General features: G+C 56.1%; 23 protein-coding genes. 13 read left to right on the top strand and 10 right to left on the bottom strand.

Going from position 1 to position 25131, the window contains the following annotated elements:
- Positions 1-21 precede the first annotated feature (21 nt).
- The 4 genes from ACEPLT_RS19055 (at position 22) to ftsP (ending at position 5172) form a co-directional block, all read left to right on the top strand.
- Entirely contained in the window at positions 22-423 is a 402-nt protein-coding gene (locus ACEPLT_RS19055) for a YgiW/YdeI family stress tolerance OB fold protein (RefSeq protein WP_008502988.1), read from the top strand.
- A 118-nt stretch (positions 424-541) separates the two neighbouring features.
- Entirely contained in the window at positions 542-2800 is a 2259-nt protein-coding gene (gene parC, locus ACEPLT_RS19050) for a DNA topoisomerase IV subunit A (protein ID WP_045909972.1), read from the top strand.
- 163 nt (positions 2801-2963) lie between these two features.
- Entirely contained in the window at positions 2964-3701 is a 738-nt protein-coding gene (gene plsC / locus ACEPLT_RS19045) for a 1-acylglycerol-3-phosphate O-acyltransferase (RefSeq protein ID WP_008502990.1), read from the top strand.
- 58 nt (positions 3702-3759) lie between these two features.
- Positions 3760-5172: a cell division protein FtsP gene (gene ftsP, locus ACEPLT_RS19040; protein ID WP_008502991.1), complete on the top strand. Its 1413-nt coding sequence runs from the start codon at positions 3760-3762 to the stop codon at positions 5170-5172.
- A gap of 31 nt (positions 5173-5203) precedes the next feature.
- Here the strand turns inward: ftsP and ACEPLT_RS19035 are convergent, their stop codons facing one another.
- Positions 5204-6679, bottom strand: coding sequence for a TrkH family potassium uptake protein (locus ACEPLT_RS19035; protein ID WP_008502992.1), 1476 nt, complete (start codon positions 6677-6679; stop codon positions 5204-5206).
- A gap of 199 nt (positions 6680-6878) precedes the next feature.
- Here ACEPLT_RS19035 and ACEPLT_RS19030 point away from each other — a divergent pair, with 199 nt between their 5' ends.
- Positions 6879-9053 carry a YgiQ family radical SAM protein gene (locus tag ACEPLT_RS19030; protein WP_045415160.1) on the top strand — a complete coding sequence of 725 codons (2175 nt, stop codon included), beginning with the start codon at positions 6879-6881 and terminating at the stop codon, positions 9051-9053.
- A gap of 97 nt (positions 9054-9150) precedes the next feature.
- On the opposite strand, the gene dkgA is transcribed toward ACEPLT_RS19030, so the two are convergent.
- Positions 9151-9978, bottom strand: a complete 828-nt coding sequence (dkgA, locus tag ACEPLT_RS19025; RefSeq protein ID WP_021242117.1) for a 2,5-didehydrogluconate reductase DkgA — start codon at positions 9976-9978, stop codon at positions 9151-9153.
- 105 nt (positions 9979-10083) lie between these two features.
- Positions 10084-11247 carry an alcohol dehydrogenase gene (gene yqhD / locus ACEPLT_RS19020; RefSeq protein WP_008502995.1) on the bottom strand — a complete coding sequence of 388 codons (1164 nt, stop codon included), beginning with the start codon at positions 11245-11247 and terminating at the stop codon, positions 10084-10086.
- A gap of 194 nt (positions 11248-11441) precedes the next feature.
- On the opposite strand from yqhD, the gene ACEPLT_RS19015 reads away from it, so the two are divergent.
- A complete protein-coding gene (locus ACEPLT_RS19015; protein ID WP_008502996.1) occupies positions 11442-12341 on the top strand; it encodes an AraC family transcriptional regulator in 900 nt (299 codons plus the stop codon).
- A gap of 48 nt (positions 12342-12389) precedes the next feature.
- On the opposite strand, the gene yghB is transcribed toward ACEPLT_RS19015, so the two are convergent.
- Positions 12390-13049 carry a DedA family general envelope maintenance protein YghB gene (gene yghB / locus ACEPLT_RS19010; RefSeq protein WP_008499812.1) on the bottom strand — a complete coding sequence of 220 codons (660 nt, stop codon included), beginning with the start codon at positions 13047-13049 and terminating at the stop codon, positions 12390-12392.
- 143 nt (positions 13050-13192) lie between these two features.
- Positions 13193-14380: a cystathionine beta-lyase gene (gene metC / locus ACEPLT_RS19005; RefSeq protein ID WP_023344922.1), complete on the bottom strand. Its 1188-nt coding sequence runs from the start codon at positions 14378-14380 to the stop codon at positions 13193-13195.
- A 251-nt stretch (positions 14381-14631) separates the two neighbouring features.
- Between metC and exbB the strand changes: the two genes are divergently transcribed.
- Complete coding sequence (gene exbB, locus ACEPLT_RS19000) at positions 14632-15363, top strand: tol-pal system-associated acyl-CoA thioesterase (RefSeq protein WP_021242115.1); 732 nt, start codon at positions 14632-14634, stop codon at positions 15361-15363.
- A 4-nt stretch (positions 15364-15367) separates the two neighbouring features.
- Positions 15368-15793 carry a TonB system transport protein ExbD gene (gene exbD / locus ACEPLT_RS18995; RefSeq protein WP_008499809.1) on the top strand — a complete coding sequence of 142 codons (426 nt, stop codon included), beginning with the start codon at positions 15368-15370 and terminating at the stop codon, positions 15791-15793.
- A gap of 43 nt (positions 15794-15836) precedes the next feature.
- On the opposite strand, the gene ACEPLT_RS18990 is transcribed toward exbD, so the two are convergent.
- Both ACEPLT_RS18990 and ACEPLT_RS18985 read right to left on the bottom strand, forming a co-directional pair.
- Positions 15837-16286 (bottom strand): hypothetical protein, encoded by a 450-nt coding sequence (locus tag ACEPLT_RS18990; protein ID WP_023294557.1) that lies wholly within the window; start codon positions 16284-16286, stop codon positions 15837-15839.
- A 1-nt stretch (position 16287) separates the two neighbouring features.
- Positions 16288-16692 carry a hypothetical protein gene (locus tag ACEPLT_RS18985; RefSeq protein WP_008499807.1) on the bottom strand — a complete coding sequence of 135 codons (405 nt, stop codon included), beginning with the start codon at positions 16690-16692 and terminating at the stop codon, positions 16288-16290.
- 103 nt (positions 16693-16795) lie between these two features.
- On the opposite strand from ACEPLT_RS18985, the gene ACEPLT_RS18980 reads away from it, so the two are divergent.
- Positions 16796-17299: an ESA_00282 family adhesion-associated protein gene (locus ACEPLT_RS18980; RefSeq protein ID WP_008499806.1), complete on the top strand. Its 504-nt coding sequence runs from the start codon at positions 16796-16798 to the stop codon at positions 17297-17299.
- A gap of 82 nt (positions 17300-17381) precedes the next feature.
- Positions 17382-17870, top strand: a complete 489-nt coding sequence (locus tag ACEPLT_RS18975) for a TIGR00645 family protein (protein ID WP_008499805.1) — start codon at positions 17382-17384, stop codon at positions 17868-17870.
- A gap of 64 nt (positions 17871-17934) precedes the next feature.
- Here ACEPLT_RS18975 and ACEPLT_RS18970 read toward each other — a convergent pair whose 3' ends face one another.
- A complete protein-coding gene (locus ACEPLT_RS18970; RefSeq protein ID WP_023326069.1) occupies positions 17935-18975 on the bottom strand; it encodes an aldo/keto reductase in 1041 nt (346 codons plus the stop codon).
- A gap of 181 nt (positions 18976-19156) precedes the next feature.
- Positions 19157-21703 (bottom strand): autotransporter family protein, encoded by a 2547-nt coding sequence (locus ACEPLT_RS18965; RefSeq protein ID WP_223825737.1) that lies wholly within the window; start codon positions 21701-21703, stop codon positions 19157-19159.
- Between the two features lie 550 nt (positions 21704-22253).
- On the opposite strand from ACEPLT_RS18965, the gene ACEPLT_RS18960 reads away from it, so the two are divergent.
- The 3 genes from ACEPLT_RS18960 (at position 22254) to ACEPLT_RS18950 (ending at position 24657) form a co-directional block, all read left to right on the top strand.
- On the top strand, positions 22254-23801 hold the full coding sequence (locus tag ACEPLT_RS18960; RefSeq protein WP_025912490.1) for a methyl-accepting chemotaxis protein: 1548 nt from the start codon (positions 22254-22256) through the stop codon (positions 23799-23801).
- Positions 23802-23927: 126 nt separating this feature from the next.
- Positions 23928-24182 carry a hypothetical protein gene (locus ACEPLT_RS18955; RefSeq protein WP_032653387.1) on the top strand — a complete coding sequence of 85 codons (255 nt, stop codon included), beginning with the start codon at positions 23928-23930 and terminating at the stop codon, positions 24180-24182.
- A gap of 202 nt (positions 24183-24384) precedes the next feature.
- Positions 24385-24657, top strand: a complete 273-nt coding sequence (locus ACEPLT_RS18950) for a hypothetical protein (protein ID WP_032653384.1) — start codon at positions 24385-24387, stop codon at positions 24655-24657.
- Positions 24658-24776: 119 nt separating this feature from the next.
- On the opposite strand, the gene ACEPLT_RS18945 is transcribed toward ACEPLT_RS18950, so the two are convergent.
- Positions 24777-25109, bottom strand: coding sequence for a glycine zipper domain-containing protein (locus ACEPLT_RS18945; protein WP_032675495.1), 333 nt, complete (start codon positions 25107-25109; stop codon positions 24777-24779).
- Positions 25110-25131: the final 22 nt, after the last annotated feature.

Genomic DNA, 25131 nt, shown 5'->3' with positions numbered 1-25131 from the left:
CAGATTAAAGGGAGAGTTAATATGAAAAAATTCGCTGCCATTGCCGCCATCATGATGATGGCCACTGCCCCCGTTTTTGCCGCGCAGGGCGGATTTAACGGCCCGTCGGCCACGCAAACCCAGACCCAGACGCAGGCAGGCGGTTTTGTCGATAACGACGCCAACCTCACCACCGCGGTGAAGGTGAAAGAGATGAAGGACGACAGCTGGGTGAAGCTGCGCGGGAACATCACCCAGCGCCTGTCCGATGACCGCTACACCTTCCGCGATGAGACCGGCACGGTGAACGTGGAAATTGACCACAAGCGCTGGAACGGCGTGACCGTCACCCCGCAGGATAAAGTGGAAATCCAGGGCAAGGTCGATAAAGAGTGGAACGATTTTGAAATCGACGTGAAGCAGGTCATTAAGCTGAACAAATAACCCGAAAAGGGCCGCATAAGCGGCCCTTTTTCTTTGTGACTCAACTCGTCAGATAGGGTAGTATCTGCGGCAATATTGCCTGAAACCCTTCGGTTTCTGAGTTGAGGAATCACACGTAATGAGCGATATGGCAGAGCGCCTCGCGCTACATGAATTCACGGAAAACGCCTACCTGAACTACTCTATGTACGTCATCATGGACAGGGCGTTGCCGTTTATCGGGGATGGCCTGAAGCCCGTTCAGCGCCGCATCGTGTATGCGATGTCCGAACTGGGGCTGAACGCCACCGCCAAGTTCAAGAAATCCGCCCGTACCGTCGGTGACGTACTGGGTAAATACCATCCGCACGGCGACAGCGCCTGTTATGAAGCGATGGTGCTGATGGCCCAGCCGTTCTCTTACCGCTACCCGCTGGTGGATGGTCAGGGGAACTGGGGTGCGCCGGACGATCCGAAATCCTTCGCGGCGATGCGTTATACCGAATCCCGCCTCTCTAAATATGCCGAAGTGCTGCTGGGCGAGCTGGGGCAGGGGACCGTTGACTGGGTACCGAACTTCGACGGTACGCTGCAGGAGCCGAAGATGCTGCCTGCGCGTCTGCCGAACATCCTGCTGAACGGCACCACCGGGATTGCGGTCGGTATGGCGACGGACATTCCGCCGCACAACCTGCGTGAAGTGGCGAAAGCCGCCATCACCCTGATTGAGCAGCCGAAAGCCTCGCTCGACGATCTGCTGGATATCGTGCAGGGTCCGGATTTCCCGACCGAAGCCGAAATCATCACCTCGCGTGCGGAAATCCGCAAAATCTACCAGAACGGTCGCGGCTCCGTGCGCATGCGCGCGGTGTGGAATAAAGAAGACGGCGCCGTGGTGATCACCGCGCTGCCGCATCAGGTTTCCGGTGCCAAAGTGCTGGAGCAGATCGCCTCCCAGATGCGCAATAAAAAGCTGCCGATGGTGGACGACCTGCGTGACGAATCTGACCACGAGAACCCGACCCGTCTGGTGATCGTGCCGCGTTCTAACCGCGTGGACATGGAGCAGGTGATGAACCACCTGTTCGCCACCACCGATCTGGAAAAAAGCTACCGCATTAACCTGAACATGATCGGCCTCGACGGACGCCCGGCGGTGAAAAACCTGCTGGAGATCCTCACCGAATGGCTGACGTTCCGCCGCGATACGGTACGCCGTCGTCTGAACCATCGTCTGGAGAAAGTGCTTAAGCGCCTGCATATCCTCGAAGGTTTGCTGGTGGCGTTCCTCAATATCGACGAGGTGATTGAGATCATCCGTACCGAGGACGAGCCGAAGCCCGCCCTGATGTCGCGCTTTGGCATCAGCGAAACCCAGGCCGAAGCGATCCTCGAGCTGAAGCTGCGCCATCTCGCCAAACTGGAAGAGATGAAGATCCGCGGCGAGCAGAACGAGTTGGAAAAAGAGCGCGATCAGCTGCAGGCGATCCTCGCGTCCGAACGCAAGATGAATACCCTGCTGAAGAAAGAGCTGCAGGCTGATGCCGACGCGTTCGGCGACGACCGTCGTTCTCCGCTGCACGAGCGCGAAGAAGCGAAGGCGATGAACGAGCACGACATGCAGCCGTCCGAGCCGGTGACCATTGTCCTGTCGCAGAGCGGCTGGGTGCGCAGCGCCAAAGGCCACGATATCGACGCGCCGGGGCTCAGCTACAAAGCGGGCGACAGCTTTAAAGCGGCGGTGAAAGGCAAGAGCAACCAGCCGGTGGCGTTTATCGACTCCACCGGTCGCAGCTATGCCATTGACCCGATCACGCTGCCTTCCGCACGCGGGCAGGGTGAACCGCTGACCGGCAAGCTGACGCTGCCGCCGGGCGCGACGGTTGACCATATGCTGATGGAAGCCGATGACCAGAAGCTGCTGCTGGCGTCTGACGCGGGCTACGGTTTTATCTGTACCTTCAACGATCTGGTTTCCCGCAACCGTGCCGGTAAGGCGCTGATTAGCCTGCCGGACAACGCTCACGTAATGGCACCGCTGGTGATCGAGAACGAAAGCGACATGCTGCTGGCGATCACCACCGCCGGACGTATGCTGATGTTCCCGGTCAGCGATCTGCCGGAGCTGTCAAAAGGCAAGGGCAACAAGATCATCAACATCCCGTCGGCGGAGGCCGCGAAAGGCGAAGATGGCCTGGCGCACCTCTTCCTGCTGCCGCCGCAGAGCACGCTGACCATTCACGTCGGCAAGCGCAAAATCAAGCTTCGTCCGGAAGAGCTGCAGAAGGTGGTGGGCGAGCGCGGTCGCCGCGGCTCGCTGATGCGCGGCCTGCAGCGTATCGACCGCGTGGAGATTGACTCTCCTGCACGCAGCGCGGCGGGTGACAGCGAAGAGTAATGTCATGATATCCCCCTCTGTCCGGAGGGGGAATTTCAATAAAATTTCCCGTAAAATCGTTGTTAATTCGTGCGTTGCGATTAACAATACGCGCTCGTAATAAAGTCCTTACCTGGCCACAGGTGAAGTATAATTGTCAGCTGTCAGGGCTTCAGAGGTCGCTATGCTATATATTGTTCGTCTTATTCTTACCGTTATCTACTGTATTCTGGTCTGTATTTTCGGCTCTATTTATTGCCTGTTCAGCCCGCGTAATCCGAAGCATGTCGCCACCTTTGGCCATATGTTCGGGCGTCTTGCGCCGCTGTTTGGTCTGAAAGTTGAAAAACGCCTGCCGGAAGGAGCGGAGAATTTCGGTAACGCCATCTATATCGCCAACCATCAGAACAACTACGATATGGTGACGGCCTCCAATATCGTGCTTCCACCGACCGTGACGGTGGGTAAAAAAAGCCTGCTGTGGATCCCGTTTTTTGGTCAGCTGTACTGGCTTACCGGTAACCTGCTGATTGACCGTAATAACCGTGCAAAAGCGCACGGCACCATTGCAGAAGTGGTGAATCATTTTAAAAAGCGCAGGATCTCAATCTGGATGTTCCCGGAAGGGACGCGCAGCCGCGGCCGCGGTCTGCTGCCGTTTAAAACCGGTGCGTTTCATGCCGCAATTGCGGCAGGTGTTCCAATTATTCCTGTGTGCGTTTCCAATACTTCGAATAAGATTAATCTTAACCGCCTGAATAACGGGCTGGTGATTGTCGAAATGCTGCCACCCGTCGATACCAGCAAATACGGTAAAGATCAGGTGCGCGAGCTGGCAGCGCACTGCCGTGATCTGATGGCTGAGCATATTGCGCTGCTCGACAAAGAAGTCGCAGAGAGAGAAGCCGCCGGTAAGATCTAACCCGGCGTTGAAGGGAAAACGAATTCCCGCGTTGTTAGTCGTTTCAGATGGAGCTTATATGTCACTCAGTCGGCGTCAGTTTATTCAGGCTTCAGGGATCGCCCTTTGTGCGGGTGCGATGCCGCTGACAGCCAGCGCCGCCGGGCAGCAACAGCCGCTGCCTATTCCGCCACTCATTGAATCCCGTCGCGGCCAGCCGCTTTTCCTGACGCTGCAGCGCAGCCACTGGTCCTTTACCCAGGGGACGCGTGCGCCGGTCTGGGGCATTAACGGACGTTACCTTGGGCCGACCATACGCGTGTGGAATGGCGATGACGTAAAGCTCATCTACAGTAACCGTACCCCTGAAAATGTCGCCATGACCATCAGCGGCCTGCAGGTGCCTGGCCCTCTGATTGGCGGCGCGGCGCGCATGATGTCGCCCAGCGCCGACTGGGCGCCCGTTCTGCCGATTCGCCAGAGCGCGGCAACCCTGTGGTATCACGCCAACACCCCTAACCGCACGGCGCAGCAGGTCTATAACGGCCTGGCCGGCATGTGGCTGGTGGAAGATGAAGTCAGCAAATCCCTGCCGATCCCGAACCACTACGGCGTGGATGACTTCCCGATTATCATCCAGGACAAACGTCTGGATAATTTCGGTACGCCGGAATACAGCGAACCGGGGAGCGGTGGCTTCGTTGGCGATACGCTGCTGGTTAACGGCGCGCAGAGCCCGTATGTCGAAGTGTCCCGTGGCTGGGTGCGCCTGCGCCTGCTCAACGCGTCTAACTCGCGCCGCTATCAGCTGCAAATGAGCGATGGCCGTCCGCTGCACGTGATCTCCGGCGATCAGGGTTTTTTACCGGCACCGGTGTCCGTCAAACAGCTGGCGCTCGCGCCGGGTGAGCGTCGCGAAATTCTCATTGATATGACCAACGGGGATGAAGTCTCTGTGACCTGCGGCGAAGCGGCAAGCATTGTTGACCGTATTCGCGGGTTCTTTGAACCGTCGAGCATACTTGTCTCGACCCTGGTGCTGACCCTGCGTCCAACCGGCCTGCTGCCGCTGGTGACCGATAGCCTGCCCATGCGCCTGCTGCCGCAGGAGATCATGAGCGGCTCCCCGGTGCGCAGCCGTGATATCAGCCTGGGCGACGATCCGGGCATCAACGGTGCGCTGTGGGACGTCAACCGCATCGACATTACCGCGCAGCAGGGCACCTGGGAGCGCTGGACGGTGCGTTCAGATATGCCGCAGTCCTTCCATATTGAAGGGGTAAGCTTCCTGATCCGCAACGTTAACGGCGCGATGCCATTCCCGGAAGATCGCGGCTGGAAAGACACCGTCTGGGTGGACGGTCAGGTTGAACTGCTCGTCTACTACGGCCAGCCTTCGTGGCCGCACTTCCCGTTCCTGTTCCACAGCCAGACGCTGGAGATGATGGACAGGGGCTCCGTAGGGCAGATGCTGATCAACCCCGCGCCATAACCTCTGACATTCCCGGTTCGCCGGGAATGGTTTATGCCCGCCAGAAAAAGCGCGAGAACAGAATCAGCACCGGGTAAATTTCCAGACGCCCTAAGATCATTGCCGCGCACATCAACAGCTTAGCCCCTTCTGTTAACGTGCCGAACGTCGACGCCGTCTCGCCAAATCCCAGCCCCATGTTGTTGATACAGGCGGCGACCGTCGCGAATGACGTAAACAGATCGTAGCCCATCAGATTAAGCGCCCAGACAAAAAAGCCCGTGATCATCACGTAGAGAAAGAAGAAGCTCCAGACCGAGCGCAGGACGCGTTCATTCACCACGCTTTTGCCCACCTTAATGCTCAGCAGCGCGCGCGGATGCGCCAGCTGGTTCATCTCCTGAATACTCTGCTTGAACATAATCAAAAAACGCAGGGCTTTGATCCCGCCGCAGGTCGAGCCTACGCAGCCGCCAAAAAAGCTGGCGCTCAACAGCAGGAAGATGGTGTGGGTGGGCCATTGGGCGTAGTCGGCGGTCGACAGGCCGTTATCGGTCATCATCGAACTGGCAAGGAAGAAGGCGTGCACCAGGCTATCCGTGGGGCTGTACATGCCTGCATGCCAGACCTGCCAGGCGGTGATGAGGATAATCGCGGCAGCGGCGCTCAGGAAGAATTTAACCTCCGGGCTGCGACGAATCGGCTTCAGGGTGCGTCGGACAATGGCGACGTACCAGAGGGTGAAGTTAAACGCGGAGAGCAGCGAAAACGCCCCGGCAACCAGCTCGATTGCGTGGCTGTCATAAAAACCAATGCTCTCGCTGCGGGTGGAGAAGCCGCCCAGTGACACGGTCGAAAGCCCGTGACAGACGGCGTCAAAAAAGGACATTCCCGCCAGCCAGTAGGCCAGAGTGCAGGCCACGCCCAGCGCGAAGTAGGTCACCCACAGCGTGCGCGCGGTATCGGCAAGGCGGGGCGTCAGACGCTCCTCCTTGAACGGCCCCGGCATCTCTGACTGATAAAGCTTCATGCCGCCAATGCCCAGCAGCGGCAGGACCGCGACGGCCAGCACGATGACGCCTAACCCGCCAATGAAATTCAGCTGAGCGCGGTAATACAGGTACGACTTAGGCAGGGCGCTGACGTCCCCGATCACCGTCGCTCCGGTAGTGGTGATCCCGGAAACCCCCTCAAAGAGCGCGTCAGCAAAGGAGAGCTGAAGCCCGTCATCCATCCAGAGCGGCATGGCGCTAATCAATGAAAAAAGCAGCCAGAACAGCACGATAATCACGAAACCGTCGCGGGTGCGCAGCTGGATGCCGGCGTGGCGGGTTGCCCGCCAGGTTAAGCCTCCGAGACTAAAAAAGGTTAAAAAAGTGGTCAGGAAGGCAAAGTAGGTCCGCTCTTTGTTCAGCAGGGCGATAACCATCGGCGGCAGCATGGAAAGGCTGTACAGCAGCACAAGGAAACCGCAGAGGTGCAGGACAACCCGCAGCTGGGAGACATGTAACGAATCGTTGGGCTTCACAACTGAGCTCCGCACAAACACGCATTCCGGGGCAAATCACCGGAAAATAGAGTGAATATTATGATCCAAAATTATCAGGGCGGCGTATTTTAACGACTTCCGTGAATATCTGCCTGCTTCCTGCATCCTTTTCTTCAAATCTGGCAGATGAACAGCGTATAATCCCGCTCCTTTTGTTTATTTTTTCTTCGGAAGCATTATGAGCGCAATTTCCCTGATCCAGCCGGATCGTGACCTCTTCTCCTGGCCCCAGTACTGGGCGGCCTGCTTTGGACCGGCGCCGTTCCTGCCGATGTCCCGGGAAGAGATGGACCAACTGGGCTGGGACAGCTGCGACATCATTCTGGTCACGGGCGATGCCTACGTTGACCACCCGAGCTTCGGCATGGCCATCTGTGGCCGCATGCTTGAGGCGCAGGGCTTCCGCGTGGGGATCATCTCCCAGCCCGACTGGAACAGCAAAGACGACTTTATGCGTCTGGGTAAACCGAACCTGTTCTTCGGCGTGACCGCGGGCAACATGGACTCGATGATCAACCGCTATACCGCTGACCGTAAGCTGCGCCATGACGACGCCTACACGCCGGATAACGTGGCGGGCAAACGTCCGGACCGCGCAACCCTCGTCTACACCCAGCGCTGCAAAGAAGCCTGGAAAGACGTGCCGGTGATCCTGGGCGGCATCGAGGCGAGCCTGCGCCGTACCGCACACTACGACTACTGGTCAGATACCGTGCGCCGCTCGGTGCTGGTGGATTCCAAGGCCGACATGCTGATTTACGGAAACGGCGAGCGTCCGCTGGTGGAAGTGGCGCACCGCCTGTCGCAGGGCGAGCCGGTGAGCAGCATCCGCGACGTGCGCAATACTGCGATCATGGTGAAAGAGGCGCTGCCGGGCTGGCGCGGGGTAGATTCCCGCATCATCGATATGCCGGGCAAAATCGACCCGATCCCACATCCGTACGGCGACGATCTGCCGTGTGCCGATAACAAACCGGTAGAGCCAAAGAAGGCGGAAGCGAAGGCGATCGTCGTGCAGCCGCCGCGTCCGAAGCCGTGGGAAAAGACCTACGTACTGCTGCCCTCCTTCGAGAAGGTGAAAGCCGACAAGGTGCTCTACGCGCACGCGTCCCGTATTCTGCACCATGAAACCAACCCGGGCTGCGCCCGCGCGCTGATGCAGAAGCACGGCGAGCGCTTTATCTGGATCAACCCGCCAGCGATCCCGCTCTCCACCGAAGAGATGGACAGCGTCTTTGCGCTGCCGTACAAGCGCGTGCCGCACCCGGCGTACGGCAACGCCCGCATCCCGGCGTATGAGATGATCCGCTTCTCGATCAACATCATGCGCGGCTGCTTCGGTGGCTGTTCCTTCTGCTCCATTACCGAGCACGAAGGGCGCATTATTCAGAGCCGCTCTGAAGATTCAATCATCAATGAGATCGAAGCCATTCGCGACTCCGTGCCGGGCTTTACCGGCGTGATTTCCGATCTTGGCGGCCCAACCGCCAACATGTATATGCTGCGCTGCAAATCACCGCGCGCGGAACAGACCTGTCGTCGCCTCTCCTGCGTCTATCCGAGCATTTGTGAGCACATGGACACCAACCACGAGCCGACGATCAACCTCTACCGCCGCGCGCGCGATCTGAAAGGCATCAAGAAGATCCTCATCGCGTCCGGGGTGCGTTATGACATCGCCGTGGAAGATCCGCGCTACATCAAAGAGCTGGCGACGCACCACGTGGGTGGCTATCTCAAGATTGCGCCGGAGCACACCGAAGAAGGCCCGCTGTCGAAGATGATGAAGCCGGGCATGGGCAGCTACGATCGTTTTAAACAGCTGTTCGACACCTACTCGAAGCAGGCGGGCAAAGAGCAGTATCTGATCCCGTACTTCATCTCCGCCCACCCGGGCACGCGTGATGAGGACATGGTGAACCTGGCGCTGTGGCTGAAGCAGCGCCGCTTCCGCCTGGATCAGGTGCAGAACTTCTATCCGTCACCGCTCGCCAACTCGACGACCATGTACTACACCGGCAAGAACCCGCTGAGTAAGATTGGTTATAAGAGTGAAGACGTGGTGGTGCCGAAAGGGGATAAACAGCGTCGTCTGCATAAAGCGCTGCTGCGCTACCACGATCCGGCCAACTGGCCGCTGATCCGCCAGGCGCTGGAAGAGATGGGCAAAAAGCACCTGATCGGCTCGCGCCGCGACTGTCTGGTACCGGCCCCGACGCTGGAGGAGATGCGCGAAGCGCGTCGCCAGAATCGCAATACGCGCCCGGCGCTGACCAAGCACACGCCGATTGTGCATCAGCGTTCGAACGGTGGAGCGGGAACGAAGAAGACCGTAAAACGTAAGATCGGTTAAACCTGTAACAAAGCCCGGTGGCGCTAGCGCTTACCGGGCCTACAGGCCAGCGCGTAGGCCGGGTAAGGCGCAGCCGCCACCCGGCTTTTTTACGCGATTATCCGCCAAACTGATCCGGGTCTGGCCCAAGCCGCTTGCCCTTATCCAGCTTCGCAATTTCCCCCAGCTCATCTTTGTCCAGACGGAAATCCCAGACGTCGAAATTCTCGGCGATGCGCGATGGCGTGACCGATTTCGGGATCACCACCAGGCCGTTGTCCAGATGCCAGCGAATGACGATCTGCGCCGGGGTTTTGCCGTATTTATCCGCCAGGTCGCGGATAATTTTCTGATCGAATACCCCTTCACCACCCTGAGCCAGCGGGCTCCAGGATTCGGTCTGAATCTTATGCGTGGCGTTCCAGGCGTGAAGCTGGCGCTGCTGCAACAGCGGGTGCAGTTCGATCTGGTTAATCACCGGCGCGACGCCCGTCTCGTCAATCAGCCGCTGCAGGTGATGAACCTGGAAGTTGCAGACGCCGATGCTTTTCACCAGCCCCTCTTTTTGCAGTTCAATCATCCCTTTCCAGGCATCAACGTAATGGTCGATGGCCGGAACCGGCCAGTGCATGAGATACAGGTCGACGAAATCGAGCTGGAGCTTCTCCAGACTCTCCTGCAGGGCCTCACGGGGACGCTTTTGATCGTCATTCCACAGTTTCGTGGTGATGAATAACTCATCGCGGGGGACACCGGCGCTGGCCAGTGCGGTCCCCACGCCGTCCTCGTTTTTGTACGCGGCGGCGGTGTCAATCGACCGATAGCCGACTTCCAGGGCTTTATGAATGGCGGAGACGACCTCGTCGTTACCGGCTTTCCATACACCTAGCCCCAGCTGGGGCATCACGTTGCCGTCCTGCAGCTTGATTACGGTTTGGTTTGCCATTTTTCCTCCTTCAGGTGCGCATCGCCGGAGGGAGACTCCGGCGATGGGGTGTGCATTAAGTCTGGACGAAATGTCAAAAAACGAAAGTCGGGGGGACAAAAACGCTTAGCGTGCCGCCTCGTAAATACGGCGGCTGACGTCCAAGGTGATGTCGCCGTGCTCGCCCAGATGGGTCATGCCATGCTCTTCGAGTTTCGCCAGCAGGGCTGGGATGGAGCTACCGTCCAGACCGTAGCCAGACAGACGCGTTGGCACGCCCAGACCTTCAAAGAAGCTGCGGGTCGCTTCGATGGCGGCATCAATACGCGCATCGTCAGAACCCTCGGTGATGTTCCACACGCGCTCAGCGTACTGCAGCAGTTTGGCGCGTTTGGTATCACGTTTTTCATTCCACAGCGCAGGCAGCACAACGGCCAGCGTCTGCGCATGATCCAGACCGTGCATCGCCGTCAGTTCGTGGCCCAGCATGTGGGTCGCCCAGTCCTGCGGCACGCCAGCACCGATCAGGCCATTCAGCGCCTGGGTGGCGGCCCACATCACGTTGGCGCGAACGTCATAGTTTTCCGGCTCTTTCAGCGCTTTCGGACCTTCTTCAATCAGCGTCAGCAAAATGCCTTCCGCAAAACGATCCTGAATTTTGGCATTCACCGGATACGTGACGTACTGCTCAACGGTATGAACAAAGGCATCGACCACGCCGTTCGCGACCTGACGCGCAGGCAGGGTGTAGGTGTAAACCGGGTCCAGGATGGCGAACACGGGCTGAACGTGTTCGTTCATGAAGGCCTGCTTGTCGCCGGTGGTTTTACGGGAGATCACCGCGCCCTTGTTGGATTCAGAACCGGTGGCCGGGAGGGTCAGCACGGAGCCCATCGGGATAGCGCTTTTGATGTCGCTGCCGCGGGTTTCCAGAATGTGCCACGGATCGATGCCGTCAGCATAGTGCGCTGCCGCCGCGATGAATTTGGTGCCGTCCAGCACGGAGCCGCCGCCGACCGCCAGCAGGAAGGTGATGTTTTCTTCGCGGGCGATTTTCACCGCGTTCATCAGCGTTTCGTAGGACGGGTTTGGCTCAATGCCGCCGAACTCACGCACGTCCAGACCGTCCAGCGCGCTGTAAACCTGATCCAGCACGCCGGTTTTTTTCACGCTGCCGCCACCGTAGGTGATCAGCACGCGGGCGTCAGCAGGGATCTGTGCGCGCAGGTCAGCGATAGCGTCTTTACCAAACAGAATGCGGGTTGGGGTGTGGAGATTAAAGTTGTTCATTGCTCGTTCCCTTTAGTGGGTGAAAAACCGTGGTGCGCAGAGGGCGACCTGATGCTGCACATTGTGGCTGTCCGGGGCTACGCCCTCAATGCACATTCCTGCCGATGTCTTGCCCATTTCTACAGAGCGCTGGAGAAAGCGCGGAAAACAACGCACACTGTCAACGTCGAAAACCGCACCCGGAGTAACGCAAGATGAACCGTGAGGCTATCTGCCAGCAGCTCACTGCGCAGATTAAGAGATTGATAGATAATGAAAATCGTGCCAGCGATCTGCTGCCGGACATTCGCCTGCTCTACGGCACGCAGCCCGGAACGCGTACGCCGGTCATGTACCAGCCGGGCATCGTTTTTCTCTTTTCAGGCCATAAAATTGGCTATATCAACGAGCGCGTGTTCCGCTACGACACCAATGAATATCTGCTGCTGACAGTACCTTTACCCTTCGAATGTGAAACCTTCGCGACAGAGGCGGTTCCGCTGGCGGGGATCCGCGTCAATGTTGATATCCTCCAGCTGCAGGAGTTGCTGATGGAGATTGGCGAAGACGAACTCTTCCAGCCTTCGATGGCCTCAAGCGGGATCAACTCGGCAACGCTGTCGGAAGAGATCCTCTGCGCCATTGAGCGTCTGCTGGACGTCATGGAGAGGCCGCTGGACGCGCGCATACTGGGCAAGCAGATTATCCGAGAAATTCTGTACCACGTGCTGCTGGGCCCGGGCGGCGGCGCGTTACTTGCCCTGGTGAGCCGACAGACCCACTTCAGCCTGATAAGCCGCGTGCTCAAGCGTATCGAAAGCCAGTACACCGAAAACCTCAGCGTCGACCAGCTGGCGGCGGAAGCCAATATGAGCGTCTCGGCGTTTCACCATAACTTTAAATCGGTGACCAGCACTTCGCCGCTGCAGTACCTCAAAACCTACCGGCTGCATAAGGCGCGGATGCTGATGATCCACGACGGCATGAAGGCCAGCGCGGCGGCGATGCGGGTGGGCTATGAAAGTGCGTCGCAGTTCAGTCGGGAGTTTAAGCGCTATTTCGGCGTCACGCCGGGAGAGGATGCGTCACGTATAAGAACGATGCAGGGAGCCTGACGAAAAACGTAGGCCGGGTAAGCGATAGCGCCACCCGGCTTTGTTGAATTATGCGCTGCAGTACTTCTTCTTAATCACTACCGCGATGGTTCCCACCAGGCCCGCCACCAGCAGGAACATCGGCAGCACCATCAGGAAGGTCATCACCTGATCTTCGTGGTGTTTCACGAAGGGGATCATATTCAGCGCGTAGCCGAATGTCGTCACCACGCCAACCCAAAGCAGGGCGCTCAGCCAGTTGAAGAACTGAAATCGGCGGTTCGACAAACCGGAAATGCCCGCCATCGTCGGCAGAAGGGTGCGAACGAACGCCAGAAAACGCCCGGCCAGCAGCGCAAGCAGGCCGTGCCGGTCAAACATGCAGGTTGCACGCTGATGGTATTTATGGGGTAACTGCGCCAGCCAGCTTTTGACCACGCGCGTGTTGCCGAGCCAGCGGCCCTGCAGATAGCTCAGCCAGCAGCCCAGGCTGGCTGCGGAAGTGAGGATAACCATCGTGGGCGTAAAGTCCATGACGCCTTTGCCGATCAACGCCCCGGCAAGCAAAAGCAGACTGTCACCGGGTAAAAACGAAGCTGGCAGTAATCCATTTTCCAGAAACAGCGTTGCGAACATCACGAAATAGACGACGCCTATGACGTGAGGATCCGCCAGGGCGGCAAAATCATGTTGCCAGAGCGCCGCGATAATATCTTGAATAACAGCCATGGACTTTCCTGTGGAACAGCAGATATAGCGCTATTGTACTCCCTAATTCGCCCGTCGGGTTTGATCCCGGGCGCAACTCATGCAGACTTTTCTGCTTGCGGTGTCCACAAAAGCGTCCAGAGAGTACATTTTAAGCCAGCACTCTACACGATACGCTCGAACCCTGCTGCTAAATCCGCAATCAGATCGTCAACATTTTCTAAACCGATATGCAGTCGTATTAGGGTACCGCTGAAGTCCACTTCACCGCCGGGGCGCAGGGCCGCGATCTGCTCCGGCTGGTTAGCCAGGATCAGGGATTCAAAACCGCCCCAGGAGTAGGCCATGCTGAAGAGGCTAAAATTATCCAGATAGCTTGCCAGCTCGTCATTATTCAGCCGTTTTTTCAGCACAAACGAGAACAAACCGCTGCTGCCCGTAAAGTCACGTTGCCAGAATTCATGCCCCTTACTGCCCGGCAGCGCCGGATGGTTTACGCGCTCAACCTGCGGATGCTGAGCCAGCCATTCGGCCACCTTCAGGCTGCTTTCGTGGTGCTGACGCAGGCGAACGCCCAGCGTGCGGATTCCGCGGCTGGTCATGTACGCCGTGTCGGCATCCACCATCTGGCCCATCAGATAGGCGTTTTCACGCAGCTGATCCCAGCAGCGCGCGTTGGAAACCGCAGTACCAATCATGCCGTCAGAGTGGCCAATCAGGTATTTCGTCGCCGCCTGGATGGAAATATCAATGTCGAATTCCAGCGCTTTAAACAGCACGCCTGCCGCCCAGGTGTTGTCGATCATAATGATCGCCTCTGGCGCTTTGCTGCGCACGGCCTTGACGATAGCCGGCACGTCGTGAACTTCCATGGTGAGTGACCCCGGCGATTCCAGGAACACAATGCGCGTGTTTGGCTGAATAAGTTCGGCAATACCTTCACCAATCAGCGGGTCGAACCAGCCGGTCGTCACGCCAAGCTTGCTGAGGATTTTGGTACAGAAGTCCTGGCTGGGTTCATAGGCGGTGTTGGTCATCAGGATATGGTCGCCCTGTTCCACAAACGCCAGAATGGTGTTGGCGACCGCCGCCGCGCCGCACGGGAACAGCGCGCAGCCTGCGCCGCCTTCCAGTTCGCACATCGCTTCCTGCAGAGAAAAGTGGGTTAGCGTGCCGCGACGGCCATAAAACAGCCCGCCTTTTGCGCGGTTGCGCGTGGCGTTTTTTTTCTCCTCAACGGTGTCAAACACCAGCGAGGAGGCGCGTTGAATCACGCTGTTGACCGATCCCTGAGTATATTTTTTGCTGCGTCCTGCCTGTACCAGCGTGGTATCAAGATGCTTCGTTGTCATGTTCGCTAACCCTGTTTTTATACGTCTGGACGTCCAGACTACCACGATTGGAAAAAACTGCACCCGCAGGCTTATCGAATAAGCAGAAAATATTAGCAAAAAAGCGCATAAGAAATTTTTACTGCGTAAGCGCAAGGAAAGTGAACGAAAATTGCGGCACTATGCAAATACTAATGAGAACTACTATCAATTCGACGATGTTTTGATATTATTACGTTCAGATTTTGTGATTTGCGTCCTGGAGATACAGAGTGGGTAATAATTTGATGCAGGCGGATCTCTCCGTTTGGGGCATGTATCAGCATGCTGACATCGTGGTTAAGATTGTGATGATCGGCCTGATTCTGGCGTCCGTTGTCACCTGGGCTATCTTCTTCAGCAAGAGCGCCGAGCTGCTTTCGCAGAAGCGTCGCCTCAAGCGGGAACAGCAACAGCTGGCAGAAGCCCGCTCTCTGGATCAGGCTTCAGATATGACCTCATCCTTCCACGCGAAAAGCCTGACTACCCTGCTCGTGAATGAAGCACAGAACGAGCTGGAACTCTCCGCGGGCAGTGAAGATAACGAAGGCATAAAAGAGCGTACCGGTTTCCGTCTGGAACGTCGCGTGGCGGCAGTTGGCCGACACATGGGGCGCGGCAATGGTTATCTGGCCACCATCGGCGCGATTTCGCCGTTCATCGGTCTTTTCGGTACGGTCTGGGGCATCATGAACAGCTTTATCGGTATCGCGCAGACCCAAACCACCAACCTGGCGGTCGTTGCGCCGGGTATCGCAGAAGCGCTGCTGGCGACGGCGATTGGTCTGGTCGCGGCGATTCCGGCGGTGGTTATCTACAACATCTTCGCGCGGATGATTGGCAGCTACAAAGCCACCCTCGGTGACGTTGCCGCGCAGGTTCTGCTGCTGCAGAGCCGCGATCTCGACCTGAATGCCAGCGCCGTTAAGCCGGTGCACGCGGCGTCCAAACTGCGCGTGGGTTGATATTATGGCGATGCGTCTAAACGAAAATCTGGACGATAACGGCGAAATGCATGAGATCAACGTGACGCCGTTTATCGACGTCATGCTGGTTCTGCTGATCATCTTCATGGTGGCCGCGCCGCTGGCGACGGTGGACGTGAAGGTGAATCTGCCAGCCTCGTCCAGCCAGCCGCAGCCGCGCCCGGAAAAGCCTGTCTATCTGTCCGTGAAGGCCGATAAATCGATGTTCCTCGGTAACGACCCGGTAACGGCCGACTCTGTTATCCCGGCGCTGGATCAGCTTACCGGCGGTAAAAAAGACACCACGGTCTTCTTCCGTGCGGATAAAACCGTGGATTATGAAACCATGATGAAGGTAATGGACACGCTGCATCAGGCGGGTTATCTGAAGATTGGGCTGGTCGGCGAAGAGAAAGCGGCCGCGAAGTGATAAAGAAGCTGGCGAAAGCCGGCTTTTTTTATGCCTGTTGGGTTTATGCGTTTTTATTTTCCGTCGGTGCGGTAGAGGGGGTTGCCAGCGCGTCCTCATCAAGCGCAACGCAGGTGACGTTTGAGGTACGGTACTCGCCGTCTGACAGTTTGCGCGTCAGACGCAGGGTGGCGATCTCTCTGGCAAGCAGGTACTGGTAGTTGGCCTCAAGGCGTCCCAGAAGCTTCTCTTTTAGCTCTGGCCGCTGTTCCATAATGGCGTTCATCACGGCGCCGTAAATTTCTTCTTTGACCTGCAGCGGATAAATCTCACGGCGATTCTGCCATTTCAGCCGCACCAGCGTCGCCGGGATCGATACCAGGTCTTGTGTAATGCGCGTCATCTCGTCATTTTTTGTGTTTCGCAGCGCGTCGAGATTTTGCTTTAAGATAAATTCATCACTTTTTTTATCATCCAAAGTCAAATAAACGTCGTTATTTTTAACTTCCTTCACGTTAATCCTCCCCCAGGCTATAAAAAATTGGGTTGTTTTTTTCGCGCGTAATTAAGTTAAGCCAAATTTCATTGCCCGCTTCGTTAATTTCTTTGGTTTTTTCGGCCAATATTTGACTTAGTTTCTGGGCATCTATTTCACCTTCGGCCTGCAGATCGTTCAGCAGGTGGACAAAAGCTTCAATTTTTATGGCGCGAAATAAGCGGTCTTTTATATGACGATCGTGCTCTTCCAGCAACATATTACGGGATTTGCCGGTACGGGAAACACCAATTAATATATCAGGCTCGAAATCAGAGAGCTTTCTTTTCCCCTGAGTGAAACTGACCTCTTTTTCTGCTTCCGTCGGTTGCTGTTCCACAGGCGTAATGTGGTACTTAGCCGGGACGAGATAGTCGGGCAGCATTTTTAATTTCCTTTAATTTCAACAGGGTGGGGTTGGTAAAGGCGTGAGATTCGTTGACAATATCATGAGGCAAATTTAAAATCAAAAAAAATGGAGCCTACCCATGAACAGCATCTTTTTTACGGTCATCACATTACTATTACTGACCGCTGGTGTGCTTTTATTGATGCAGGAGTTCAATAAAACGAAAGTGTCGAAAGACACCAGTGAACCGCCGCAACCGGAACTCATGACAAAAGAGGAAGGGGAAGACCATTTCTCTGTATTGATGAACTCCGTTACGCCTGTCTGGTACTGGCGGGTGAACCATGAATATATCGACTTTTTACACGCGACAATTAAACGCATGAAAATGTCGGAAATTAATGACACGCCCGGACTGTTTGAAGCACAGCGACGCTGTAGCGATCTCAATTCAGCCGTGTATAAATATTATGACAATATCAAAAAACGCTGCCTTAACGGCGAGAAGGTCTCTTATTCCGATCTGGACGTATTAAATTTGCGTCAGTGTTTTCGTGAGTTCAGCCTTGAAGCCTACCCGGAGCTGGTGGTGCTGGTCTGGCCGGAATACGCCCGTCCCGAGGTTAACCCCGACAACGTCTGAGTGACCATACTGGTGAGCTATTGCAAACAGTCAGCGCCATTGGGATATACTGGGCGCTGGTTTCTTTTGCAAACAGGACTTTATGGAACGCTTTTTTGAAAACGCCATGTACGCCTCTCGCTGGATACTGGCCCCTGTCTATTTTGGCCTTTCGCTGGCGCTTATCGCGCTGACGATTAAGTTCTTTCAGGAAATCCTGCACGTTCTGCCGAATATCTTTTCCATTGCCGAGGCGGATTTGATTCTGGTTCTGCTGTCGCTGGTGGATATGACCCTGGTGGGCGGGCTGCTGGTAATGGTGATGTTCTCCGGCTACGAGAATTTCGTCTCTCAGCTGGATATCGACGAGCGCAAAGAGAAGCTCAGCTGGTTGGGCAAAATGGATGCCTCGTCGCTGAAGAATAAAGTGGCCGCGTCGATTGTGGCGATCTCTTCTATCCACCTGCTACGCGTGTTTATGGACGCGAAGAACGTGCCGGATAACAAACTGATGTGGTACGTCATTATCCATCTGACGTTTGTGCTGTCTGCGTTTGTGATGGGGTATCTGGATAAGATCAGTAAGAAGTAAAGTACGCCTTACCCCTCACCCTAACCCTCTCCCCAAAGGGGAGAGGGGACTGCTCGGTGCGGCCTTATTTATCAGACGACGCCTGCCACAGGTTCAACTCCCCATCCGCAACATGCTGGTCAATCCGCTTGAGTTCGTCCTCACTGAAGTACACGTTATCCAGCGCCCGAACGTTCTCCTCAATCTGTTCCGGGCGGCTTGCGCCAATCAGCACTGACGTCACGCGCGCGTCTTTCAGCAGCCAGCTCAACGCCATCTGCGCCATAGTCTGACCCCGCGCCTGCGCCATTTCACTCAGCAGACGCAGGCTGTTCAGGTTGGCTTCGGTCAGCATTTTTTCGTTCAGACCGCGGACTTTCTTGCCTTCACGCTGCATGCGTGAATCTTCAGGAATACCGTTGAGGTATTTTCCGGTCAGCAGCCCCTGCGCCAGCGGGGTAAAGGCGATGCACCCGGTACCGTTTGCCGCCAGCGCATCCAGCAAACCGGTCTTATCGACCCAGCGGTTGAGCAGGTTATAGGACGGCTGGTGGATCAGCAGGGGGATCTTCCACTCGCGCAGCAGCTCGGCCATTTTTTGCGTGCGCTCGGTTGAATAGGAGGAAATGCCTACATACAGCGCTTTGCCGCTCTGCACGGCGTGGGCAAGCGCAGAGGCCGTCTCTTCCATCGGCGTGGTTTCATCCACGCGGTGGGAATAGAAAATATCAACGTAGTCGACGCCCAGGCGTTTCAGGCTCTGATCGAGGCTGGCGAGCAGATATTTGCGCGATCCGCCTGAGCCGTATGGCCCGGGCCACATGTCGTAACCCGCCTTGGTGGAGATAACCAGCTCGTCGCGATACGCGGCAAAGTCCTCCCGCAGCAGACGGCCAAAATTCTCTTCCGCGCTGCCTGCTGGCGGGCCGTAGTTGTTGGCAAGGTCGAAATGGGTAATGCCGAGGTCAAAGGCTTTACGCAGCAGCGCCCGCTGGGCATCAAGAGGCTGAATATGGCCGAAGCTATGCCACAGGCCAAGCGACAGCGCGGGCAGGCGAAGGCCGCTCTTGCCACAGTGGCGGTACTGCATGTTCTCGTAGCGGTCAGGGGCAGGGTACCAGGACATGATGTCTCCTTTTCTTATCGATGAATTTTTGAAACGGCGTTTTCATTCTGTCCTTATCAAAACACAAATCCCGGGGAGAAGCGATGGCAGAACTCCCTGCCAGCAATTTTCCCCGGGATGCGTCAGACGTTGAGTCCCGCACTGCCCGGTACACGCAGGTCACCGGGCAATCAGACGACAATCAGAAGCTGTAGCTCATCCCCGCCTGTACGCTGGCATCGTTATCCACATCGCCAGTACCGACATAGACGCCGGTGGTCAGGGTGAAGTTATGGGCGATGGTGGCGTTGATACCTGCCCCAAAGATGCCCATGGTGTTGTTGTGACCGGAGGTATTGTGATAATCCGCCGCCTGAATGTCGGTGTCATCGCTGAACTCTTTCTGGAAGCGCGCGTCGATCCACGGCATCACCTTCACGTTTTTGTTCAAATCGCGAAGGGTGGTGGTGAGCCTCACGCCCGCGCCGCCGTTCCAGGAAGAGACCTGGCTGTCGGCAAAGGTGACTTCGCTGTCAGAGAAGCCGTTCGCTTTGGTCTGATCCCAGCCAAGAGTGGCGTAGGGTTGCAGCAGCGTTTCGCCTGGCAGCAACACGTTCACCCCGGTGCGGGCCTGCGCCAGATACAGACTGCCATCGGTGGAGCCGTGCAGCGCTTCCGTCATGCCGCTGGTATCGCCCGTCACGTTGTTGGCAGACAGCGAGTAACGCATATCGCCGTAGCTGAAGCTGCCGTCAGCAAACAGACCCCAGGTTCGGCCGTTCAGCGCCTGCTGCCAGCCGCCATACAGGCTGTAGTAGTTACCGTAAACGCTGTCTTTGAAGCTATCCGCGCCGTCGCTGGTGTCCTGCACGCGGCTGCGCGTCCACGCCAGCGCGATACCGCCGGTGACGCTGTCGCCGTTGTCCAGATGCGCCGTCCAGTCTACGCCGCCCTGCGCACCCTGAGTGATGCTTTTATAGTCGACATCGTTGCTGAAATTACCGTTCTGATAAAGGAAATCGCCCCAGACCTGCGCACCGTCCTGCTGTTCTCCCAGCAGGTTTGCCAGATGCACCTGGTTCATGTGGTTGCTGATGTCATCCGCTACCTGATGCCCGGCCTGTTCCGCTGCATCCAGGCCGGCTACCAGCCCCTGAACGTCGCTCGCAAGGTTGCCCTTCTGGCTGTTAAATTCAATATTCCAGCTCTGGCTATTATCTGCAGTCAACTGAGCCTGAGGCGCGCTGTCGGCCGCAACAATATTCAGACTGTTGTTGTAGTTATAGGCGCCGCTACGGTTCTCCACGGTCTGGTCGCCGTTGGTAAACGTGGCTGCTGCATAATTCTGCGGCGCACTGCTGCCCGACGTGGTGAAGGTCCCCAGGACTATTCCCTGCTGATTTTGTGCTGACGGCGTAATGCTGTTCACCACCACGGCGTTATTGGCGCCGGTAATATTACCGAAATTCACGTAGCTGTCGGTGCTCATGGTAACCAGCGCATTGCTGCCGGTGGTGTTGGCAATCAGGGTTGAACCGTTTTGCAAACTCCAGCTGGTTGCATCGTTAATTTTATCAATGGCAATGCTGTTATCACTGGTGGTATTTACCGTTTCAAACTGGCTTATTTGTCCGGATATAGAACTGCCCGCATCCATTGACAGGGTATCGCTGCCGTCACCACCGTTAACATTGCCATTGACATGTGAATCATTGGTCAGCACGACCGTATCATCACCTGCACCCGTTGTAATATCACCGTTGACGGTCGCGTTGTTCTGCAGCGTAATTGTGCTATTGCCCGTACTCTGGCTGGTATTTATCTCGCCATTCACGGTGCTGTTATCCACCAGAACGGAATTTGCGGCGTTACCATCGACGGTCACATTGCCATTTACCACGCTGTTATTGGTCAATGAAATCAGCGTGGTGCCGTTTTCGTTAAAGGCCCCAATGTCGCCGGTGACCGTACTGTTATCCAGCGCCAGCGAATCAGCCTTCGTTCCGTACATCGCGATGGCGACATCGCCAAAGGCATCCAGGTTGATGTCGCTGAAGGGCTTGTATCCGCTCAGTTTTACCGCCAGCGTGTCGATGTTCTGCGCGATTTCGCTCTGCGAGGCATCCACGGAAGCGTTAGTCAGCGTAATATTGGTATCAGATTTATCGCTACCCGCGTAAATACCGCCTTTATCCATCGTGCTGTTGCTGATGGCAATATTTTGTGCACCGGCTCCCGCACTGAGAATACTGCCGTGCAGCATGCTGCCGTCCTCAACGTTGACGGTGTGGTAACCTTTATCCATGGGGTCGAGATAAATGGCGGAACCCATCATATAGGCTTTCTTGCCCTCGTAGCTTCCGGCGTCATTTTCGCCATTCAGCGTGGCGTCATCGATGGTCACCGTCGTATTGGTGGTTGCACCGGTATTGCCCACTTCGATCATATCGACGGTGGCGCCGTTATTCACCGTAATATTAGCCGTCCCCCCGTTGCTGCCCTGAATATAATGGCCGGACATGTCGGTACCAGAAACGGTTAATGACTGGGTATCCCCTGATTCACGGCTTCCATCCATAAAGATATTATTTGCGGTGGTGTCGGCCATAATGGCATTAGTCACGCCGGGATCTTCATAGAAACTATTATCTACATATTTCGTTAAGCCGCAGGTCTGCGATGTCACGCCCGGCTGGCAGGGCGTAGCGGGTGTTACGTTAGCCTGGGCGCCAAATGACGTTAAAGCCACTAATACACATTGCGAAAGCAATGTACGATTCATTAATTTGCGCATTTGAAGTTCTCTGGATGAGTCGAAAATTGTCCGGCTCTTTTTAAATGAATTTATTTAAAATAAGAACTTCCTCAGCAGGTAAGGATGTAATGAAATCTAAAAAAATATCCTGCACAATAATTAGCGTTTAAATAATTAAATCTGATTAATAAATTTAATTTAATTCATGAGCTAAATGCTTTGGAATGATTTGCATACAAATTAAAGGGTTTCTTGACCGGTCGTGCGGTTCTTTGACCGTCTCATTCATCAGGGTATTCATCCTTTCGGGTTGTGAGGTTAATTAACTGTTTGTCTGTTTTACATTTCGACGGCTGCTGAAATATGAAAACATGTATTGAGCAGTAAGATTTTCCCCGCAGTGATTATCCTTTTCCGGCGAACGGAAGGGTAGCGAAGATTTTTATAAAATTACGCGCGAAATAGTATAACTTCGTCAGTTTCTGCCGATAACGAGGGTAAGACTCGCCTCTGGGCGAATTCACCCTCACGGCAAGGAAGACTTATGAATATGCTCCGTAATTTCACGATCCGTTTCGTCATGCTGGCGATTCTCGGGATCTTTTGTTTAATGTGGGCGGGTGTTGGGCTGTACAGCACCTGGTCTCTGTCTCGCGTTTCTGATGGCAACGAGGTGGACCGCCAGCTGGTCAAGCAGATGACGGTGCTCAGCCAGGGCAACGATCAGTATTTCCGCTTTGTGACCCGTCTGAGCCGCGCAATGGAAGTCAAAGCCGCAGGCGGCACGCCGGATCTGGCCTCTGCCCAGCAGGCGCTGGATAACATGGGCAAGAAGCTGGCCGAGATGAAGGCGATCTCCCCAGGCCCAATGGATCCCCAGGTCTCTTCCCGGGTGATCGGTGCCTGGCAGGCGCTGCTCGAACAGGGCGTGACGCCGCAAATGCAGCAGGCGAAACTGGGCGCGCTGGACGGCTATCGTCAGCAGGCCAATAACGTCACGCCAACGCTGAGCCGCGCGTTCGGCGCGGCGGCTGAAGAGTTCAACAGTGCTGCTGCAAAGTCGCTCGACAGCACCCGCGTGGTGGTGGACGGCCTGACCAGCATGACCCGTACGGTGATTATCGTCGCCACGATCGTCGGTCTGCTGATCCTGCTCTTCACCGACCGTTACCTGGTCGCGATGCTGGTCAAACCGCTGGACCGCATTCGCCAGCAGTTCCGCCAGATTGCTCAGGGCGATCTCAGCCAGCCCATTGAGCCGTTCGGCCGCAACTGCGTGGGACAGCTGGTGCCGCTGCTGAGCGCCATGCAGGACAGCCTGCGCGAGGCGGTCAGCACGATCCGCTCCGGCAGTGAAAATATCTGGCGCGGGGCGACGGAGATTTCCAGCGGTAACAACGATCTCTCCTCCCGCACCGAAGAGCAGGCGGCGGCGCTGGAAGAGACGGCAGCCAGCATGGAACAGCTGACCGCTACGGTGAAACTGAACGCGGAGAGCGCCCGCCAGGCAAGCCAGCTGGCCGATGTGGCCTCAACCACCGCCAGCCGCGGCGGTTCGCTGGTGGAAGAGGTGGTAAGCACCATGAGCGGTATTTCGGAAAGCTCGAAGAAAATTGCTGAAATCACCAACGTCATTAACAGCATTGCCTTCCAGACCAATATTCTGGCACTTAACGCGGCGGTTGAAGCAGCGCGCGCGGGCGAACAGGGGCGCGGCTTCGCCGTCGTGGCGGGCGAAGTCCGCAACCTGGCAAGCCGCAGCGCCAACGCGGCGAAAGAGATTGAGGGGCTGATTACCGATTCCGTTTCCCGCGTCGAGCAGGGTGCAAAGCTGGTAAGCGACACGGGTACGACCATGGATGCGATTTTGCGGGACGTGACGGAAGTGACGACCATTATGAAGCAAATCGCCTCTGCCTCTGAGGAGCAGAGTAAGGGCATTTCGCAGGTCGGTATCGCCATTACCCAGATGGACGGCGTCACCCAGCAAAACGCCTCGCTGGTGGAGGAGGTTTCCGCGGCGGCTTCGGCGCTGGAGCGTCAGACCGAAGATCTTCAGCGCTCGGTGCAGAAGTTCCGCCTTACGGCATAACGCAACGTTGTAAGGCCGCCTTGAGCGGCCTTACATTATTAACGCCTTCCCCATTCCGCGTGCTCTGAAACTGCTATTCTTTTGCTAACCCCTGACGTTCTGGACTCTCTTCTACGAGGTGTTGCTATGAACAGATCGTTATCTTTTATCCCTGTCCTTTCTCTCATTTTTCTGACGCTTTTCTCGGTTTCCACCAGTGCGACCCAGCAGGCGCAGGAGCGGCGCGTGGCGCGTGATGTCAGGCAGGAAACCCGCGACGCGTCACGGCAGATGAAGCAGACCTGCGTGGCGAACAATAACCAGAGTAATCACGACTGCCGCCAGGATAAACGTCAGATGAAACAGACCGGGCGGCAAAAAGCGCGGGATATAAAGTATTAACATAACAGGCGAGGCGGCATGCGAGCATGTTTCTTGCTGCCTTTTTAAAAAGCGTAAGTCAATATATTTCAAAAATTAAAATATTCGCTTGTGACAATATATTTGGCATTTTCTGCACATTTCAGAACATGAAAATTAATATTGTCTTAAGATTCAGTCGACATAATGAATTATCTTCTTGAAGCCGGAAATAATTCAATTTATGAAAAAACGTATTATTTTATTTGCTGCCCTGGCAGGTTTTGCCGTGGTCAATACAGCGATGGCCCAGAGCGTCACGGTCGATGTTCCTGCCGGGTATAAGGTCGTGATTGTTCCGCAGTCAGCTACGGTTCCTGAGGCGGTAAGCGTTGCGCCTGCACCTGTACAAACAACGTATGCCGCCCCTGCACCGGTCTATCATCCGCGTGCACGCCATGTGGCGAGCGTGGCGGAAGGAATGGTGATTGAGCATCAGTATGACGACCACCATTGATATATTCCGGGTGACATTTCTGACCATAAGTTGAGGGCAAATAGTCGTGATTGGGTGCAGGGAGTTATTACTGAACAGCCATGAGGCCGGGCACGCGCTGCGACGCCCGGCGAAAACTATTAGTGCGTCGCTTCACCAATCAGCGCGCCCGTGCCCGCGCCAACGGCTGCACCTTTCAGCACGCTCTTGCCGGTAACCGCCGCGGCGCCTGCGCCCACGGCAGCCCCTACGGCGCCGCCTTTACGCGCGGCTTTACCTTTGTCGCCGTTTTTGAACATGGCACCCGTGCCTGCGCCAACAACGGCACCGCCAACGGTGGATTTCAGATCTTTGCCCGTGGCCGCGCCAATGGCAGCACCTGCTACCGCGCCAGCGGCGGTTTTATCGATGGCCATTCCCGAGGTGGAAAAAATGAGGGCGCTGATAGCCAGCGTTGTTTTAATCAGTTTCATAACAGATCCTTTGTGACTGCTG

It is taken from the genome of Enterobacter sp. fkY84-1 (genome assembly GCF_052974705.1).
Note: the sequence above shows the minus strand (reverse complement) of the source record. Positions and strands in the feature narration are given on the sequence as shown.

What these genes read in the sequence shown, in the direction of transcription:
- parC (WP_045909972.1), top strand. Translation starts at nt 542, where the DNA reads ATGAGCGATATGGCAGAGCGCCTCGCGCTACATGAATTCACGGAAAAC.
- yqhD (WP_008502995.1), bottom strand. Translation starts at nt 11,247, where the DNA reads ATGAACAACTTTAATCTCCACACCCCAACCCGCATTCTGTTTGGTAAA.
- ftsP (WP_008502991.1), top strand. Translation starts at nt 3,760, where the DNA reads ATGTCACTCAGTCGGCGTCAGTTTATTCAGGCTTCAGGGATCGCCCTT.
- exbD (WP_008499809.1), top strand. Translation starts at nt 15,368, where the DNA reads ATGGCGATGCGTCTAAACGAAAATCTGGACGATAACGGCGAAATGCAT.
- ACEPLT_RS18985 (WP_008499807.1), bottom strand. Translation starts at nt 16,692, where the DNA reads ATGCTGCCCGACTATCTCGTCCCGGCTAAGTACCACATTACGCCTGTG.
- ACEPLT_RS19030 (WP_045415160.1), top strand. Translation starts at nt 6,879, where the DNA reads ATGAGCGCAATTTCCCTGATCCAGCCGGATCGTGACCTCTTCTCCTGG.
- yghB (WP_008499812.1), bottom strand. Translation starts at nt 13,049, where the DNA reads ATGGCTGTTATTCAAGATATTATCGCGGCGCTCTGGCAACATGATTTT.
- ACEPLT_RS18955 (WP_032653387.1), top strand. Translation starts at nt 23,928, where the DNA reads ATGAACAGATCGTTATCTTTTATCCCTGTCCTTTCTCTCATTTTTCTG.
- ACEPLT_RS18970 (WP_023326069.1), bottom strand. Translation starts at nt 18,975, where the DNA reads ATGTCCTGGTACCCTGCCCCTGACCGCTACGAGAACATGCAGTACCGC.
- ACEPLT_RS18945 (WP_032675495.1), bottom strand. Translation starts at nt 25,109, where the DNA reads ATGAAACTGATTAAAACAACGCTGGCTATCAGCGCCCTCATTTTTTCC.
- ACEPLT_RS18980 (WP_008499806.1), top strand. Translation starts at nt 16,796, where the DNA reads ATGAACAGCATCTTTTTTACGGTCATCACATTACTATTACTGACCGCT.
- ACEPLT_RS19055 (WP_008502988.1), top strand. Translation starts at nt 22, where the DNA reads ATGAAAAAATTCGCTGCCATTGCCGCCATCATGATGATGGCCACTGCC.
- ACEPLT_RS18960 (WP_025912490.1), top strand. Translation starts at nt 22,254, where the DNA reads ATGAATATGCTCCGTAATTTCACGATCCGTTTCGTCATGCTGGCGATT.
- ACEPLT_RS19015 (WP_008502996.1), top strand. Translation starts at nt 11,442, where the DNA reads ATGAACCGTGAGGCTATCTGCCAGCAGCTCACTGCGCAGATTAAGAGA.
- ACEPLT_RS18950 (WP_032653384.1), top strand. Translation starts at nt 24,385, where the DNA reads ATGAAAAAACGTATTATTTTATTTGCTGCCCTGGCAGGTTTTGCCGTG.
- ACEPLT_RS18975 (WP_008499805.1), top strand. Translation starts at nt 17,382, where the DNA reads ATGGAACGCTTTTTTGAAAACGCCATGTACGCCTCTCGCTGGATACTG.
- plsC (WP_008502990.1), top strand. Translation starts at nt 2,964, where the DNA reads ATGCTATATATTGTTCGTCTTATTCTTACCGTTATCTACTGTATTCTG.
- dkgA (WP_021242117.1), bottom strand. Translation starts at nt 9,978, where the DNA reads ATGGCAAACCAAACCGTAATCAAGCTGCAGGACGGCAACGTGATGCCC.
- metC (WP_023344922.1), bottom strand. Translation starts at nt 14,380, where the DNA reads ATGACAACGAAGCATCTTGATACCACGCTGGTACAGGCAGGACGCAGC.